Raw genomic sequence first — 15,614 nt, forward strand, 5'->3', positions numbered from 1 at the left:
CCTGCGGCGACGACGCGACGTGTCCGGAGACATCCGCCCTGTCCGCCGTGCCCCGGTTGCAGGCCTCGGCGAGGATGGGGACATGTCTGCATGGAACAAGTGGTGGGGCCGCCTGGGCGCGGTCCTCGGTACGGTCGTGCTCTCGGTCTTCGTACCGGTCGCGGCCTGGGCGTCGTCCGGCACCGGCGAGATCGTGGTGGAGGCGGCGCGCCGGCGGTCCCGTGGCGGGTTCGGCATCATCGGCCTGCTCTGCTGCCTCGTGGTGGTCGGCGGCATCGTGCTGCTGGTGGTGCTGCTCACCCGCGGCCGCCGCAACCGCCCCCCGCGCTGACACCCCTGCCCGCCCCGCCCACGCCGGGCGGGGCAGGGCGGGTCACTCGGCGAGGGCGGCGTTCGCCTGGGCCATGAAGCGGGAGGTGGCGGTGCGGGCGCCGGCCCGCTTGCCGCGGATGCTCTCGGCCGCGTCGATCAGCAGCTCGCGCACCTCGGCGTGCCCCTTCGGCGGCGGCGCGGGTGACGGGCCGGCCAGGTCGTCCAGCTCGGCGCCGAGCGCGGCCATGCGCTTCTCGGCCCGGCCGGTCACCTCCGCGGCGACGAACGAGCGCACCTGCTTGCTGGTGTTCAGGCCGCGCTCGACGCCGAGGAGCCGGCCGGCGGCCACGTTCGTGGTCAGGAAGTCGAGCACGTCGACCACCGCCTCCGGGTGGCGGGTGCCCCGGAAACCGGCCCAGTACATCGATGCGCGCGGCCACTGGGCGGCGGGCGTACCCGGGAAGGCGACAGCGCCCAGCTCGTCGTCGGTCAGGCTCTGCAACTCGGGCAGCTGGTGCGACCAGGCGAAGGAGGCCGCGGTGTGCCCGGTGACCACGAGCTGGCGGGCCAGCTCGCCGCTGTCGGCCTGCTCGACCAGCGCGGCGCTCGGTGTGGCCCGGTCGAACCGCGCCACCTCCCAGAACTCGAACCAGGCGAGCAGTTCGGCGGAGCTGAAGCCGAGCTGCCGCCCCTGGTACAGCTCGCTGCCCTGGCCGCGCAGCCAGAGCCAGAACGCCCGGTAGTCGCCGGAGGCGTCCATGGTGCCGGCCACCCGGTTGCCGGAGGCGCGCGTGACGCGCGCGGCCCAGCTCACGTACTCCTTCCAGGACATGCCGGTACGCGGCTCGGGCTGGCCCAGCCGGCGCAGCAGCCGGCGGTTGAACACCAGCGCCGCGCTCGTCTGCGCGGCCGGTACGCCCACCGTGCGCTCGTCCACCCGGCCGTAGCGGGCCAGCTGCTCCGGCACCTCGCGCAGGTCGAGCCGATCGTCGGCGACGTACCGGGTCAGGTCGAGCAGGATGTCCCGGCCCGCGTACTCGGCGAGCAACGTGTCGTCGATCTGGAACAGGTCCGGCGCGTTCCCGCCGGTGGCCTGGGTGGCGAGCCGGTCGTAGTAGCCGCCCAGCCCCTGCCAGGTCACCCGGAAGCTGACCCGCGGGTTCTGCTGCGAGTACAGCCGCAGCGCCTGTTCCGTGGCCGCGGCCCGGCGGGCGCCGCCCCACCAGAACACGGACAGCTCGATCGGACCGTCGTCGGCGGCCACCTCCTCCGGGCTGCACCCGGTGAGCAGCGGCAGCCCGCCGGCGATCGGCAGCCCGGTGAGCGCGCCGAGGAACCGTCGCCGGTCGAGCCCGGGACGGGGTACGGACTGCGGAGCGCGCAAAGGTCTCTCCGAAGGTGGGGTGGACGGATCATTTCACCGGCCCCCCGGCGGGGTGTCAACGCCGGGCGGGCCCGGTGGGCGCGCCGGGCGGGCCCCGGCGGCATGGTGTACTAGCGCCGTGGAACTTCTGCACTCGGGCAAGGTCAGGGACGTCTACGCCGACGGCGAGGACCTGATCCTGGTCGCCACGGACCGCGTCTCCATCTACGACGTGGTGCTGCCGACGCCGATCCCGGACAAGGGCCGCCTGCTCACCGCGCTGTCGCTGTGGTGGTTCGAGCAGCTGTCCGACCTGGTGCCGAACCATGTGATCTCCGCGACGGACGTGCCGGCGGAGTTCGCCGGCCGGGCGATCCGCTGCCGGCGGCTGGACATGGTGCCGGTCGAGTGCGTGGCCCGGGGCTACCTGACCGGCGGCGGCTTCGCCGAATACCAGCGCACCGGCTCGGTCTCCGGGGTGCCGCTGCCCCGCGGCCTGGTCGAGGCGTCGATCCTGCCCGAGCCGATCTTCACGCCGTCGACCAAGGCGCCGAAGGGCGAGCACGACGAGCCGATCACGTACGAGCAGGTGGTGGACAAGGTCGGGCCGGAGGTCGCCGAGCGGCTGCGGCAGATCACCGTCGACGTCTACCGGCGCGGCGCGGAGATCGCCGCCGAGCGGGGCATCCTGATCGCCGATACGAAGCTGGAGCTGGGCTGGGCGCCGGACGGCACGCTGGTTCTCGGCGACGAGGTGCTCACCTCCGACTCGTCCCGGTTCTGGCCCGCCGAGTCGTACCAGCCGGGCCGCGCCCAGTTCTCCTACGACAAGCAGTACGTGCGGGACTGGGCCACGTCGAGCGGCTGGGACAAGCAGCCGCCCGCCCCCGAGGTGCCGGCCGAGGTCATCGAGGCGACCCGGACCCGCTACGTCGAGGTGTACGAGAAGCTGACCGGCAACCGCTGGGACTGACGCTCAGTCGACCCAGTCGAGCGTGCGCCGCACCGCCTTGCGCCACTGGCGCATCTCCTGCTCCCGGTGCGCCGGGTCCATGGTCGACTCCCACTGCGCGTCCGATCGCCACTTCTCGCGCAGCGTGGCCAGGTCCGGCCAGAACCCGACGGCCAGGCCGGCGGCGTACGCGGCGCCGAGGCAGGTCGTCTCGGTGATCCGGGACCGCACGACCGGCACGTCGAGCACATCGGCGAGGAACTGCATCAGCAGCTCGTTGCCGGTCATCCCGCCGTCGACCCGCAGCCGGCGCAGCGCCACGTCGGAGTCGGCGTTCATCGCGTCCACCACCTCCCGGGTCTGGAAGGCCGACGCCTCCAGCACCGCGCGGGCCAGGTGCCCCTTGGTGATGTAGCCGGTCAGCCCGGCGATCACGCCCCGGGCGTCGCTGCGCCAGTGCGGGGCGAACAGGCCGGAGAAGGCCGGCACCACGTAGCAGCCGCCATTGTCGTCGACGGTGCGGGCCAGCTCCTCGACCTGCGGGGCGGAGGAGATCAGGCCGAGGTTGTCGCGCAGCCACTGCACGAGCGAGCCGGTGACCGCGATGGCACCCTCCAGCGCGTACACGGCGGGCTGGCCCTCGATCCGGTACGCCACGGTGGTGAGCAGGCCGTGCCGCGACGGCACCGGGCTGGCGCCGGTGTTGAGCAGCAAGAAGCTGCCGGTGCCGTAGGTGCACTTGGCCTCGCCGGGCTGGAAACAGGTCTGCCCGAACAGGGCCGCCTGCTGGTCGCCGAGCGCGCTCGCCACCGGCACCCCGGCCAGCACCCCCTGGGCGGTGCCGTACACCTCGGCCGAGCTGCGGATCTCCGGCAGCACGGCGGCCGGGACGCGCAGCGCGTCGAGCAGCTCCGGGGCCCAGTCGAGCGTCTCCAGGTCCATCAGCATGGTGCGGCTGGCGTTCGTCACGTCGGTGACGTGCCGGCCGGTCAGCTTCCAGATCAGCCAGCTGTCCATGGTGCCGAACAGCACCTCGCCGCGCTCGGCCCGCTCGCGCAGCCCGTCGACGTTGTCGAGCAGCCAGCGCAGCTTCGGGCCGGCGAAGTAGGTGGCCGGGGTCAGGCCGGTGCGGGCCCGCAGCCGCTCCTCGTCGTACGCCTCGGTCAGCTCCCGCAGCAGCGGGCCGGTGCGGGTGTCCTGCCAGACGATGGCGTTCGCCACCGGACGGCCGGTCTCCCGGTCCCACACCACAGTGGTCTCGCGCTGGTTGGTGATGCCCACCGCGGCCAGCGACTCGGTGCCGATGTCGGCGCTGGCCAGCGCCTCGCGCACCACGTGCTCGACGTTCGTCCAGATCTCCTCGGCGTCGTGCTCCACCCAGCCGGGCCGGGGGAAGATCTGCCGGTGCTCGCGCTGGGCCACGGCGACGATCTCGCCGGCCCGGTCGAAGACGATGCAGCGCGAGGACGTGGTGCCCTGGTCGATGGCGGCGACGAACTCTGCGGTCACGGCAGCACCGTACCCGCCGCGAGCGTCCACCGTCTCCCTCCGGCGGCCCGTACGATCATCAGACGTGCGTGACATTGCCGTGTTCAGCGGATCAGCCCATCCCGACCTCGCCGCCGAGATCTGCGCCCACCTCCACGTCCCGCTGCACCCGGTACGGGTGTCCCGGTTCGCCAACGACTGCCTGGAGGTGCAGTTGCAGGCGAACTGCCGGGAGCGCGACGTCTTCCTCATCCAGCCGCTGGTGCCGCCGGTGCAGGAGCACCTGGTCGAGCTGCTGCTCATGATCGACGCGGCCCGCGGCGCGTCGGCCGCGCGGATCACAGTGGTGCTGCCGCACTACGCGTACGCGCGTTCGGACAAGAAGGACGCGCCGCGCATCTCCATCGGTGGCCGGCTCGTCGCCGACCTGCTCACCTCCGCGGGCGCGGACCGGGTGCTGGCCATGACGCTGCACTCGCCGCAGGTGCACGGCTTCTTCAGCGTCCCGGTGGACCACCTGCACGCGCTGCGCGAACTGGCCGCCCACTTCAAGGGGTACGACCTGAGCAACGCGGTGGTGGTCTCGCCGGACCTGGGCAACGCCAAGGAGGCCGCGGCGTTCGCCCGGATGCTGGGTACGCCCGTGGCGGCCGGCGCGAAGCAGCGTTTCAGCGACGACCGGGTGCAGATCAGCACGATCATCGGTGACGTGGCGGACCGGGACGTGATCGTGCTGGACGACGAGATCGCCAAGGGCAGCACGGTGATCGAGCTGATCTCGCATCTGCGGGAGCGGCGGGTCCGCTCGATCCGGCTGGCCTGTACGCACGGCCTGTTCTCCAGCGGGGCGCTGGAGCGGCTGGGCGGGCAGGAGGGCGTCCTGGAGATCGTCTGCACCAACACGGTGCCGATCCCGGCCGAGAAGCGGGTGCCGAAGCTGGAGGTGCTGTCGGTGGCGCCGGCGCTGGCCGAGGCGATGCGGCGGATCCACAACGGGGAGTCGGTGAGCGCCCTGTTCGCCTGACGCCGGCGGCGGGGTCAGCCGTCCAGCGGGCCGGTGGCGGGCTGGCGGGTGGCGAGCGCGGCGGTGATCCGGACGACGGTGCCGGCGTCGCCGGTCTCCACCTCCATCGCGTCGCTCAGCTCCCGGGCCAGCCAGAGGCCCCAGCCGCCGGCGGTGTCCGGCGCGGGCCGCTCGCGGTCGCGCAGCCGCCGTTCGCTGATCCCGGGCCCGTGGTCGGCGACCTCGCAGACCAGTTCGCCGTTCCGCTCCCAGAGCCGCAGCCAGCCCTGCCCGCCGCCGTGCCGGACCGCGTTGGTGATCAGCTCGTTGACCGCCAGCACGAAGTCGTCCAGCCGCTGGCCGGACAGGCCCGAGCCGTGCGCACAGGAGGTGACCGAGTGCCGCAGCCCGGTCACCTGCGCCTGGTCGAAGGCCGTGGCGAGAAGCAGGGAAGGTTCGATGGGCACAACCGTACGCGGTGCGGGGAGTTCTGCGTCTGTCATGACCCCGTCCCGACGATGGTTCTCGACGACTTTCGCGGCATTTCCACCGTACGTCAGGGTTTCTCAGGCCGCACCGCCCGGGGTGCCCTGGACCGGCTGTGACAGGGTGTCGCACATGCCGTCGTCCTCCGGCCTCGAGGGCCCCTTCTGGCGATCGATAGCGGTGTTCCGCTTCGCCGCGCTCGCGTACGTCGGACTGGTCGTGCTGCGCGACGCGGACCGCTACGCGCACCCGGTCGCCGCGGGTGGCGTCCTGCTGGCGATGCTGGCGTGGAGCGGCGTGACGGCGGCCGGTTACGGCCGTCCGGCCGGGCGGCGCTGGCCGCTGCTCCTGGCCGACCTCGGCGTGGTGCTGGCGATCATCCTGGTCACGCCCTGGGTGGTGGGCCGCGCGGCGCTCGCCGCCGGGGTGCCGATGCTGACCGCCGCCTGGCTGGCCGGGCCGGTGCTCGCCTGGGCGGTCTCCGGCGGGCGGCGGCGCGGCGCGGTGGCCGCGATCGTGCTCGGCGGCGCCGACCTCGCCACCCGCGACCGGATCAGCCCGTCCGCGCTGACCGGGGCGATCCTCATGCTGCTCGCCGGCGTGGTGGTCGGGCACGTGGCCCGGCTGGCGGTGCAGGCGGAGGAGCGGTTGCAGCGGGCGGTGGAGCTGGAGGCGGCCACCCGCGAGCGGGAACGGCTGGCCCGCGACATCCACGACTCGGTGCTCCAGGTGCTCGCGCTGGTCCGGCGGCGCGGCGCGGACCTGGACGGCGAGGCGGCCGAGCTGGCCCGGCTGGCCGGCGAGCAGGAGGCGGCGCTGCGGGCGCTGATCGGCCGGGCGGGCGCGCCGCCGGACCCGGGCGGGGACGAGCAGGATCTGCGCGACCTGATCGACAGGTACGCCTCGGCCACCGTCGTGGTGTCCGCGCCCGCCACACCGGTGCCGTTGCCGGCGCGGGCCGCCGGTGAGCTGGGCGCCGCGGTCGGCGCGGCGCTCGACAACGTGGCCCGGCACGCCGGCGGGCGGGCCTGGGTGCTGATCGAGGACGAGGAGGAGACGGTGACCGTCTCGGTACGCGACGAGGGACCGGGCATCCCGGAGGGGCGGCTGGCGGAGGCCGCCGCGCAGGGGCGGCTCGGGGTGGCGCAGTCCATCCGGGGCCGGGTGGCCGACCTGGGCGGCGAGGTGCGGATCGTCTCCGCGCCCGGCGCCGGCACCGAGATCGAGCTGGTCGTGCCGAGGAGCCGCGGGTGAGCATCCGGGTGATGGTGGTCGACGACCACCCGATGTGGCGCGAGGGTGTGGCACGTGACCTCACCGAGGCGGGCCACCAGGTGGTGGCGACCAGCGGTGAGGGGCGGCAGGCGGTACGGGTGGCCGCCGCGGCCCGTCCCGACCTGGTCGTGCTCGACCTCCAGCTGCCGGACATCTCCGGCGTCGAGGTGATCCGGGGCCTGCGCGCCGCGCTGCCCGACGTGCGGGTGCTCATGCTCTCGGCCAGCGGCGAGCCGCAGGGCGTGCTGGACGCGGTCAAGGCCGGCGCCACCGGCTACCTGATCAAGTCGGCCGCACCGGCGGAGTTCCTGGACGCGGTGCGCCGCACGGCGGCCGGTGAGCCGGTGTTCACGCCCGGCCTGGCCGGGCTGGTGCTGGGGGAGTACCGGCGGCTGGCCGCGGAGCCGCCCGCCCCGCACGACGACGCACCCCGGCTCACCGAACGGGAGACCGAGGTGCTGCGTCTGGTCGCCAAGGGGCTGTCCTACAAGCAGATCGCCGACCGGCTGAGCCTGTCCCACCGGACCGTGCAGAACCACGTGCAGAACACCCTGGGCAAGCTCCAGTTGCACAACCGGGTCGAGCTGACCCGGTACGCCATCGAGCGGGGCCTGGACGACTGAGCGGTCAGCGCGCCTCCGGCGGCCGGGTCTCGTGCACCGCCAGCTCCTCCGCGCTGGCCCCGCCACCGGCCGCGCCTGCGTCGTACGCGACGTTGTCGGTCTCCTGGTCGGTGTGTGCGCCCTCGTCCGGCTCGACCAGCCGGCCCACCTGGTGGTCGGCGACGGTACCGAGCTGGCCGTGGTCGTACACCGACACCGGGGAGTGCGGGTCCGAGACCGGGCCCGGGTCGATCACGTCGGCGTCGAGCTGGGCCTGCGCGGCGGCCTCCTCGCTGTCCGCCTCGGCGGCGATGTCCGGGTCGACCGGGCCGGCGAGCGGGTCGTCGGCGGGACGCTCGTACTGCTCGCGCTGGAGCTTGTAGTCCAGCGACTCGCCGTCGAGCTGCTCCTCCGCCGTGGTGCCGAACTGGTCCACTGCGACCGGCGTGCGGTCACCGGGGAGCTGGGCCGGCTCGGGGCCGTCCGCCTCGCGCCCGGTCAGCACGTCGTCGTTCGCGGTGGAGTCGTCGTCGGCGGTGTCGGGCAGGCCCGCCGCCTCGGGATCGGACACGGGGGTGGGGTACTCGTCGTCGCGCATGCCCGGGAACTACCCACTGCGCTCCCCGGCCTAACCGCCTCCGGCCGGGTGGATCGGGAGAAACAGTGCGAAAAGCACCTCAGTTGCGGTACGCCGCCTCGTCCTCGGCGTACAGCACGCACCACACCACCTTGCCGTCGGGCAGCGCCGTGCTGCCCCAGCGCCGGGCCACCGTGTCGATGAGCAGCAGCCCCCGCCCGCCCACCGAGTCCACCGGCGCGGGCCCGCCGTACGCGGGCCGCCCGGTCGAGTGGTCCCGGACGGCCACGTGCAGCGCGCCGCCGCGCGGGGCCAGCCGGAGCGTCATCGGCGTGACCGCGTGCGCCACCACGTTGTTGACCATCTCGGTGACCGCGATGCAGGCCGGCTCGGTCAGCTCCGGCAGTCCCCACCTGGCGCAGCCGCCGGTCACCAGAACCCGCGCCTCCCGGGCGGCCTCGGCCACCGGGGGCAGCTCGGCGTCGAGCGGCTCGGGCGGGGCGTCCGGTGGCGGCCCGTGCGGGTCGAGCAGCAGCCGCGCGGCGGGCCAGTCGTCGACCGCCCGGCAGACCTCGTCCAGCGCGTCGCGTGCCACCGGGTCGGGGATCCGCACCCCGGACAGGTCCACGAGCAGCACCCCGGGGTGCCGCCACAGCCGGGCGAGCAGCGCGTCCCGTACGGCCTCCACCTCGGAGCTGTCGAGGACCCCGGTCAGCCGGACCGTCGGGGAGGACTCGTCGGTCTCCACCAGGCAACGCGCATCCGTCGGCATGATCGCCCCATTGTGCACGTCGGTCCGTGCCCGCGCACCGGTCCGGTCGACGGGACTCACGGCCGGCCGGCCCGGGACCGGCGGCTGAGCGCCGCCACCGTGCCGACAGCCGTGCCGGCGGCCAGCCCGACCGCCGCGGTCAGCCGCAGCACCTGCCCGCGCCGGCCGGACCATCCGTCGGTCCGCTCCGCCGCCGAGTCCGGCGTGAACACGGCGCCTGTCGAGTCGTCGCGTACGCCGGGGCCGAACTGGGTGCGCGCGGTATACCAGCCCAGCACGCGCTCGGCCAGCGCCGGGGCGAGCCGCCACTGGAGCCCGATCAGCCGGGCCGCGCCGCCCGCGTACGCCTCGCGCCGGGGCCGGCGCAGCAGCCGGACGATCGTCTCGGCGACCATCTCGGGCGGGTACACCGGCGGCGGCGGGGTCAGCTCCCGGCCGGAGTGATTGGCCGCGTGCCGGAAGAACGGCGTGTCGATGGTGGCGGGCAGCACGGTGCAGATCGAGATGTTCCCCCGGCCGGTCACCCGTAGTTCCTGCCGCACCGTGTCGGCCAGCCCGCGGATCGCGTGCTTCGTCGCGTTGTACGCCGACTGGTACGGCATCGCCACCTCGGCCAGCACCGAGGCGTTGTTGACGAGCACCCCGCCGCCGGCCGCGCCCAGCCAGGGCAGCGCGGCCCGCGTCCCGTACACGGCGCCGAGCAGGTTCACGTCCACCACCCGGCGGAACTCGGCCACCGGGATCTCGTCGAACAGCCCCACGGTGCCCACTGCCGCGTTGTTGATCCACGCGTCGATCCGGCCGAACTCGGCCACCGCCCGCCCCGCCAGCCGCTCCACCGCCTCCGGGTCGGTCACGTCGGTGGGCACCACCAGGGCGCGCCCGCCCAGTTCCCGGCAGAACGACGCGACCCGGCGCAGCGCGGACTCGGTCCGGGCGGCCAGCACCACGTCGGCGCCCCGGCGGGCCAGCGCGTACGCGGTGGCCGCGCCGATCCCGCTGGAGGCGCCGGTGATGACGACTGTGGCGTCGGAGAGGCTGCGGGTCAGCGGCATTCCCCGTCGGTACCCCGGGCCGGGGCGGTCATGCCGATCGTTTTCGCCGGTGATCGGCATCGGTCGGCTGTCCCGCCCACGGGACGCACTGGCCGGGTGACCTCGATCTGTCAGGTTTGGACGCACCGGACCTGGGTTAATGGGACGCTCTGACCGGAGACCCCGCTCGCGAGAAACGCATGGAGGTGCACCATGCGCGTCGGCCTTGTATGCGCGCACGCCGGCTCGTCCACCGACGGTCCCACTGTCGGGACGCAGGAGCACATTGCGCGCGTGGCGGCGGAGCTCGCCGCCCGGGGCCATGACGTCCGCGTCTACGAGCGTCGTGCCGCGTCCGCCCAGCCCGCCCTGACCGAACTCGACGGCTACCGGGTGGAACGTGTCCCGGTCGGCCCGCCCGACATGCTCTCCACCGCCGAGCTGGTCCCGTTCGTCGCCGAGTACGGCCGCTGGCTGGCCGGGCAGTGGGCCGGGGACTGGACGCCCGACGTGGTGCACGGGCACTACTGGGTCGGCGGGCTGGCGGCCGCCCACGCGGTACGCGCGACCGACATCCCGGTGGTGCAGACGTTCCACTCGCTCGGCGTGGAGCAGTTGCGTCACCTCGGCCGGGAGTACAGCGGGCCGGGGGAGCGCATCCCGCTGGAACGGGCGCTGACCCGGGCCGTGGACGTGGCGGTGGCCCAGTGCAACGACGAGGTCGACGAGCTGACCCGGATGGGCCTGCAACGGACGTCGGTGGCGATGGTGCCGACCGGGGTGGACACCGGCCAGTTCCACCCGGACGGCGAGGCGGCGCCGCGGGACCAGCGGCCGCGGATCCTCTCCGTCGGCGGGCTCGCGCCCGGGCACGGCCAGGACGACCTGATCCGGGCGATGCGGCTGGTCGGTGACGCGGAGCTGGTGATCGCGGGCGGCCCGCCGGCCGAGCGGCTGGACGGGCACACCGAGGCGCGCCGGCTGCGCGAGCTGGCCGAGCGGGCGGGCGTGGCGGAGCAGGTGAAGCTGGTCGGCGCGGTGCCGCACGACCAGATGGCCACCTGGTACCGCTCCGCCGACCTGGTGGCCTGCACGCCGCACTACGCGTCGGCCGGGCGGGTGTCGCTGGAGGCGATGGCCTGCGGCGTGCCGGTGGTCGGCTACGCCATGGGGGGCATCGCGGACGCGGTGGTGGACGAGGTGACCGGCAAGCTGGTGCCGCCGGGTGACGTGCGCATGCTCGGAGTCACGCTGCGCCGGCTGCTGTCGGACAACGCCGGCCGGTTCGCGTACGGACACGCCGCGGTGGACCGGGTCCGGTGCAGCTACACCTGGGAACGGACCGCCGCCGCGCTGGAGCGTCTCTACGAGCGGGTGATCGGGCGGCGCCGCCCGGCTACGCCGATCGAGCCGACGCCGGTCGAGGTGACGCCGCCGGTCGAGGTGGTCGTCTCCGAACGCGGGCCGGTCGAGGCGGCCTGAACCGGCACCATCCCGGCGCCCACCATTGCCTTCTGGCGGGCGCCGGCGTGGTGGTGCTGCGGTTCGGCGTACCGGGTCAGGCCGACCACCGCCGCGAGCGTCACCAGGAAGCCGAGCCCGGCCAGCCACTCCCGGCCGGGCCAGATCTTGTCGTTGAGCAGCAGCAGGCCGACGATCGCCGCTGGTACCGCGCCGGCGGCGTCCATCGCGGCCACCGCCGCCGTGGTCGACCCACGCTGCATGGCCAGCCCGAGCAGCAGCTGGCCGATCACCGAGTGGACGATCAGCAGGTAGAGCAGCGGGTCACGGACGAACGCCTCCACCGACCCGGCCGAGGCGAGCGGGCGGGCCGCCACCGCGGCGGCGGAGAACGCCATCCCGGCCAGTGAGCCGAGCACCACCGACCCGAGCGCGCCGTGCAGCCGGGCGGCGAAGAAGCCGGAAGCGGCGATCGCGACCACCGCCACCGCCAGGCCGACCAGCCCGGCGGTGCCGAGCTGCCGCGACGGCGCGGGCTGGGCGGAGAGGACGAGCGCGGTGATGCCGGCGAACAGCAGCACCAGCAGCACCACCTCGGCTGCCGGCAGCCGCCACTTGAGCACCAGCACGCCGAGGACGGCGGTCACCCCGAGCCCGGCCGCCACGCTGGCCTGGACCAGGAACAACGGCAGGTCACGGCGGGCCAGGAAGGCCAGCACGAAGCCGACGACCTGGCAGGCCAGGCCGATCAGGTACGTCCGGTGCCCGGCGAGGCGCAGCAGCAGCCCGGGATCGAACGTGTGGTGCACTGTGGTCCGCGCGGCGGCGACCGACTGGAGAAGGTTGGCGAAGCCGTACGCGATGATCATCGCCGCCAGGAAGCACCAACCGGAGGAAACCACCTGGCGAGGATAGAGGCTTCCCCCGGGTCAGCGCTCGGCTGGACGGCCGAGCCGGGCCAGGATGTCGTCGTGCAGCGCCCCGTTGCTGGCCACGGCGCTGATGTCTGCGGAGTCGGCGCCGGCCGGGGCGGGCCGCCCGGCCAGATCGGTGACGATTCCGCCCGCCTCGGTGACGATCGGGACCAGCGCGGCGATGTCCCACAGCGACAGCTCGGGCTCCACCATCACGTCCAGTGCCCCCTCGGCCAGCAGCATGTAGCCGTAGAAGTCGCCGTACGCCCGGCTGCGCCAGGTGTCGCGCATGAGCTGGAGCACCGCGTCCAGCCGCCCGGCCTGCTCCCACCCGGTCAGCGACGAGTAGCAGAAGCTCGCGTCGCCGAGCGCTGTCACGCCGGAGACCCGGATCGGCGTGCCGTCCGCCGGACCGGTGCCGGCGAACGCGCCCGCGCCGAGCGCGCCCCACCAGCGGCGGCCCAGCGCCGGGGCGGAGACCAGGCCGAGCACCGGCCGGTCGTGCTCCAGCAGCGCGATCAGGGTGGCCCAGACCGGTACGCCCCGGACGAAGTTCTTCGTGCCGTCGATCGGGTCGATCACCCAGCGCCGCCCGTCGGGGCCGGCCGGCGGCTGCTCGCCGTACTCCTCGCCGAGCAGGCCGTCACCGGGACGGTGGGCGGCCAGCAGCGCCCGGATCTCCCGTTCGACGGCGGTGTCCGCGTCGGAGACCGGCGTCAGGTCCGGCTTCGACTCGACGCGCAGGTCGAGCGCGCGGAACCGGGCCGAGGAGACGGCGTCCGCGGCGTCGGCGAGCAGGTGGGCGAGGGCGAGGTCGTCGGCGTACCCGGTCATGACTGACACGCTAGTGGCGGCGGCCCGGCCTTCGACGGCGGGTCGCCGCCGGTCTGCCGCTCAGGACCCGGCGAGCGGGTCGCCGGGGTTGCGCTCCGGCTCGCGCGGGTCGCCCTCGCCGCTGCGGGAGGCCAGCAACCGGCGGTACGAGGCGAGCCGGCGCGCGTCGGCCTTCCCGGCGGCCACCCAGGCGTCGAGCGCGCAGTCCGCCTCGTCGGCGGTGTGCGGGCAGTTGGCCGGGCAGTCGACTGTCGCCTCGACCAGGTCGGGGAAGCCGTGCAGCAGGCTCTCGGCGGACACGTGGGCCAGCCCGAAGCTGCGTACCCCTGGGGTGTCGACGATCCAGCCGGTGTCGCCGTCGGCGCCGGGCTCGGCGGGCAGGCGCAGCGCGACCGCGCTGGTCGACGTGTGCCGGCCCCGGCCGATCGCGCTGACCGTGCCCACCGCCCGTTCGGCGTCCGGGACGAGGCGGTTGACAAGCGTCGACTTGCCCACCCCGGAGTGGCCCACCATCACCGAGACCCGGCCGGCGAGCAGCGCCCGCAGCGCGGCCAGGTCGGAGTCCGGGCGGATCAGCACGTACGGCAGCTCCAGCTCGGTGTAGTAGCCGAGCACCGCCTCCGGGCCGGCGAGGTCGGCCTTGGTGAGGCAGAGCAGCGGCTCGATGCCGGCGTCGTACGCGGCCACCAGGCAGCGGTCGATGAACCCGGTACGCGGCGGGGGGTCGGCGAGCGCGCTGACGATCACCAGCTGGTCGGCGTTCGCCACCACCACCCGTTCCAGCCGCCCCTCGGCGGTGGTCTCGTCGTCGTCGGCGGTACGCCGCAGCACCGAGGTCCGCTCGGCGATGCGCACGATGCGGGCCAGCGCGCCCGGCGCACCGGAGGTGTCCCCGACCAGCCCCACCCGGTCGCCCACCACCACCGACTTGCGTCCCAGCTCGCGGGCCCGCATGGCGGTCACGAGCGGCGCGTCCGGTCCGGCGCCGGGGATCACACAGGTGTAGCGGCCCCGGTCGACGGCGATGACGAAACCGTCGACGGCGTCTGCGTGCAGGGGCCGGGTGCGTGTACGCGGGCGCGAGGACCGGCCCGGTCGTACCCGGACGTCGTCCTCGTCGTACTCGCGCCGCTTCGTCGTCAGGACGTCCCCCCGCTGTCAGTTCTTGCCTGTCACCATCCCCGACCATAGTGCCGGGAACTCCGGCATGGTCTTGGAGGTGCACGCCACGTCGTCGACCTCGATGCCGGGGACGGCGAGCCCGGCCACCGCCGCCGCGTGCGCCATCCGGTGGTCGGCGTACGTGCGGAACGTCCCGCCGCGCAGCGGCCGGGGCCGGATGTCCAGGCCGTCGCGGGTCTCGGTGATGTCCGCGCCGAGCGCTGTGAACTCCTTGGCCAGGGCGGTGACCCGGTCGGTCTCATGACCGCGGATGTGGCCGATGCCGGTGAGCCGGGACGGGCCGTCGGCGAGCAGCGTGAGCGCGGTCAGCACCGGGGTCAGCTCGCCCACGTCGGAGAGGTCGGCGTCCAGCCCGCGCACGGTGCCGGTGCCCCGCACCGTCAGGCCGTCGGTGCCGAGGCTCACCTCGCCGCCCATCCGGTGCAGCAGCTCGCGGAGCTGCTCGACCGGCTGGAGGCTGCTGCGCGGCCAGCCCTGGAGCGTCACCTCGCCGCCGGTGACCAGCGCGGCGGCGAAGAACGGCGCGGCGCCGGACAGGTCCGGTTCGATCTCCCACCCGCGCCCGGACAGCGGGCCCGGCTCGACCGTCCAGACGTCGGGCGTGGTGTCGTCGACGGCGGCGCCGGCGGCGCGGAGCATCTGCACCGTCATCCGCAGGTGCGGCGCGGACGGCACCGGCGGCCCCTCGTGCCGGACCACGACGCCCCTGTCGAAACGCGGCGCGGCGAGCAGCAGACCGGAGACGAGCTGGCTGGACGCGGAGGCGTCGATCACCACGTCGCCGCCGGTCACCCGCCCCGCGCCGAGCACGACGAGCGGCAGGCTGCCGGCCGGGGGCGCGTCGATGCGGACGCCGAGCGTGCGCAGCGCGCCGATCAGCGGCCCGAGCGGGCGGGTCCGGGCGTGCGGGTCGCCGTCGAACGTGACCCGCCCGGCGGCCAGCCCGGCCACCGGGGGCAGGAAGCGCATCACGGTGCCGGCCAGGCCGACGTCGACGTGCGCCGGGCCGGCCAGCGGATAGGGACGGACCAGCCAGCGGTCGTCGTCCGAGATCGACATGTGGGCGCCGAGTGCGCGCAGGCCACCGGCCATCAGTTCGGTGTCCCGGGCGCGCAGTGGACGGGCGAGTGTCGACGGCCCGCCGGCGAGTGCGCCGAGCACCAGGGCCCGGGCGGTCATCGACTTGGAACCGGGCAGGCGCAGCGTCGCGGCGACCGGGTCGCTCGCGGTCGGCGCGGTCCACGGCTGCGGCGGACTCGTCGCGGTCGGATTGCTCACCGTTACATTCTGCCAAGCTCACGGGCCGGTGGAACCGCCCGTCGCCGCTGCTCCCGTTGGGCGGGACAGCCGGAACGTCCG

At 74.5% G+C, this 15,614-nt stretch carries 16 protein-coding genes; 6 read left to right on the plus strand and 10 right to left on the minus strand.

What is annotated here, in order from left to right; translation table 11 throughout:
- Nucleotides 1-82 precede the first annotated feature (82 nt).
- Nucleotides 83-331 (plus strand): hypothetical protein, encoded by a 249-nt coding sequence (locus ML5_RS15035; protein ID WP_013475255.1) that lies wholly within the window; start codon nt 83-85, stop codon nt 329-331.
- A 42-nt stretch (nt 332-373) separates the two neighbouring features.
- On the opposite strand, the gene ML5_RS15040 is transcribed toward ML5_RS15035, so the two are convergent.
- Nucleotides 374-1,696, minus strand: a complete 1,323-nt coding sequence (locus ML5_RS15040; RefSeq protein ID WP_013475256.1) for an ABC transporter substrate-binding protein — start codon at nt 1,694-1,696, stop codon at nt 374-376.
- Nucleotides 1,697-1,814: 118 nt separating this feature from the next.
- Between ML5_RS15040 and ML5_RS15045 the strand changes: the two genes are divergently transcribed.
- A complete protein-coding gene (locus ML5_RS15045) occupies nt 1,815-2,648 on the plus strand; it encodes a phosphoribosylaminoimidazolesuccinocarboxamide synthase (protein WP_013288390.1) in 834 nt (277 codons plus the stop codon).
- A gap of 3 nt (nt 2,649-2,651) precedes the next feature.
- Here the strand turns inward: ML5_RS15045 and glpK are convergent, their stop codons facing one another.
- Nucleotides 2,652-4,136 carry a glycerol kinase GlpK gene (glpK, locus tag ML5_RS15050; protein WP_041784190.1) on the minus strand — a complete coding sequence of 495 codons (1,485 nt, stop codon included), beginning with the start codon at nt 4,134-4,136 and terminating at the stop codon, nt 2,652-2,654.
- Nucleotides 4,137-4,200: 64 nt separating this feature from the next.
- Between glpK and ML5_RS15055 the strand changes: the two genes are divergently transcribed.
- The gene (locus ML5_RS15055) at nt 4,201-5,139 is read left to right on the plus strand and encodes a ribose-phosphate pyrophosphokinase (protein ID WP_013475258.1); all 939 of its coding nucleotides are present in this window, start codon (nt 4,201-4,203) and stop codon (nt 5,137-5,139) included.
- Between the two features lie 14 nt (nt 5,140-5,153).
- On the opposite strand, the gene ML5_RS15060 is transcribed toward ML5_RS15055, so the two are convergent.
- Nucleotides 5,154-5,621: an ATP-binding protein gene (locus tag ML5_RS15060; protein WP_013475259.1), complete on the minus strand. Its 468-nt coding sequence runs from the start codon at nt 5,619-5,621 to the stop codon at nt 5,154-5,156.
- A 115-nt stretch (nt 5,622-5,736) separates the two neighbouring features.
- Here ML5_RS15060 and macS point away from each other — a divergent pair, with 115 nt between their 5' ends.
- Both macS and ML5_RS15070 read left to right on the plus strand, forming a co-directional pair.
- Complete coding sequence (macS, locus tag ML5_RS15065) at nt 5,737-6,858, plus strand: MacS family sensor histidine kinase (protein WP_013475260.1); 1,122 nt, start codon at nt 5,737-5,739, stop codon at nt 6,856-6,858.
- Nucleotides 6,859-6,869: 11 nt separating this feature from the next.
- Nucleotides 6,870-7,502 carry a response regulator transcription factor gene (locus ML5_RS15070; RefSeq protein ID WP_030275127.1) on the plus strand — a complete coding sequence of 211 codons (633 nt, stop codon included), beginning with the start codon at nt 6,870-6,872 and terminating at the stop codon, nt 7,500-7,502.
- 4 nt (nt 7,503-7,506) lie between these two features.
- On the opposite strand, the gene ML5_RS15075 is transcribed toward ML5_RS15070, so the two are convergent.
- The 3 genes from ML5_RS15075 to ML5_RS15085 all read right to left on the minus strand — a co-directional run bounded on the left by ML5_RS15075 (nt 7,507) and on the right by ML5_RS15085 (nt 9,885).
- Nucleotides 7,507-8,079 (minus strand): DUF5709 domain-containing protein, encoded by a 573-nt coding sequence (locus tag ML5_RS15075; RefSeq protein WP_013288384.1) that lies wholly within the window; start codon nt 8,077-8,079, stop codon nt 7,507-7,509.
- 79 nt (nt 8,080-8,158) lie between these two features.
- Nucleotides 8,159-8,830, minus strand: a complete 672-nt coding sequence (locus ML5_RS15080; RefSeq protein WP_083816942.1) for an ATP-binding protein — start codon at nt 8,828-8,830, stop codon at nt 8,159-8,161.
- 56 nt (nt 8,831-8,886) lie between these two features.
- Complete coding sequence (locus ML5_RS15085) at nt 8,887-9,885, minus strand: SDR family oxidoreductase (RefSeq protein ID WP_041784191.1); 999 nt, start codon at nt 9,883-9,885, stop codon at nt 8,887-8,889.
- 192 nt (nt 9,886-10,077) lie between these two features.
- Between ML5_RS15085 and ML5_RS15090 the strand changes: the two genes are divergently transcribed.
- Nucleotides 10,078-11,346, plus strand: coding sequence for a glycosyltransferase (locus ML5_RS15090; RefSeq protein WP_013475263.1), 1,269 nt, complete (start codon nt 10,078-10,080; stop codon nt 11,344-11,346).
- Here the strand turns inward: ML5_RS15090 and ML5_RS15095 are convergent.
- From ML5_RS15095 to aroA, 4 genes are all read right to left on the minus strand, one after another.
- Nucleotides 11,229-12,194, minus strand: coding sequence for a hypothetical protein (locus tag ML5_RS15095; protein ID WP_030275121.1), 966 nt, complete (start codon nt 12,192-12,194; stop codon nt 11,229-11,231). The genes ML5_RS15090 and ML5_RS15095 overlap by 118 nt on opposite strands.
- 60 nt (nt 12,195-12,254) lie before the next feature.
- Entirely contained in the window at nt 12,255-13,073 is an 819-nt protein-coding gene (hisN, locus tag ML5_RS15100; protein ID WP_013475264.1) for a histidinol-phosphatase, read from the minus strand.
- A gap of 60 nt (nt 13,074-13,133) precedes the next feature.
- On the minus strand, nt 13,134-14,069 hold the full coding sequence (gene rsgA, locus ML5_RS15105; RefSeq protein ID WP_013475265.1) for a ribosome small subunit-dependent GTPase A: 936 nt from the start codon (nt 14,067-14,069) through the stop codon (nt 13,134-13,136).
- A gap of 162 nt (nt 14,070-14,231) precedes the next feature.
- Nucleotides 14,232-15,533, minus strand: coding sequence for a 3-phosphoshikimate 1-carboxyvinyltransferase (aroA, locus tag ML5_RS15110; protein ID WP_013288377.1), 1,302 nt, complete (start codon nt 15,531-15,533; stop codon nt 14,232-14,234).
- Nucleotides 15,534-15,614 lie beyond the last annotated feature (81 nt).

Source organism: Micromonospora sp. L5, from assembly GCF_000177655.2.
GTDB lineage: Bacteria > Actinomycetota > Actinomycetes > Mycobacteriales > Micromonosporaceae > Micromonospora > Micromonospora aurantiaca.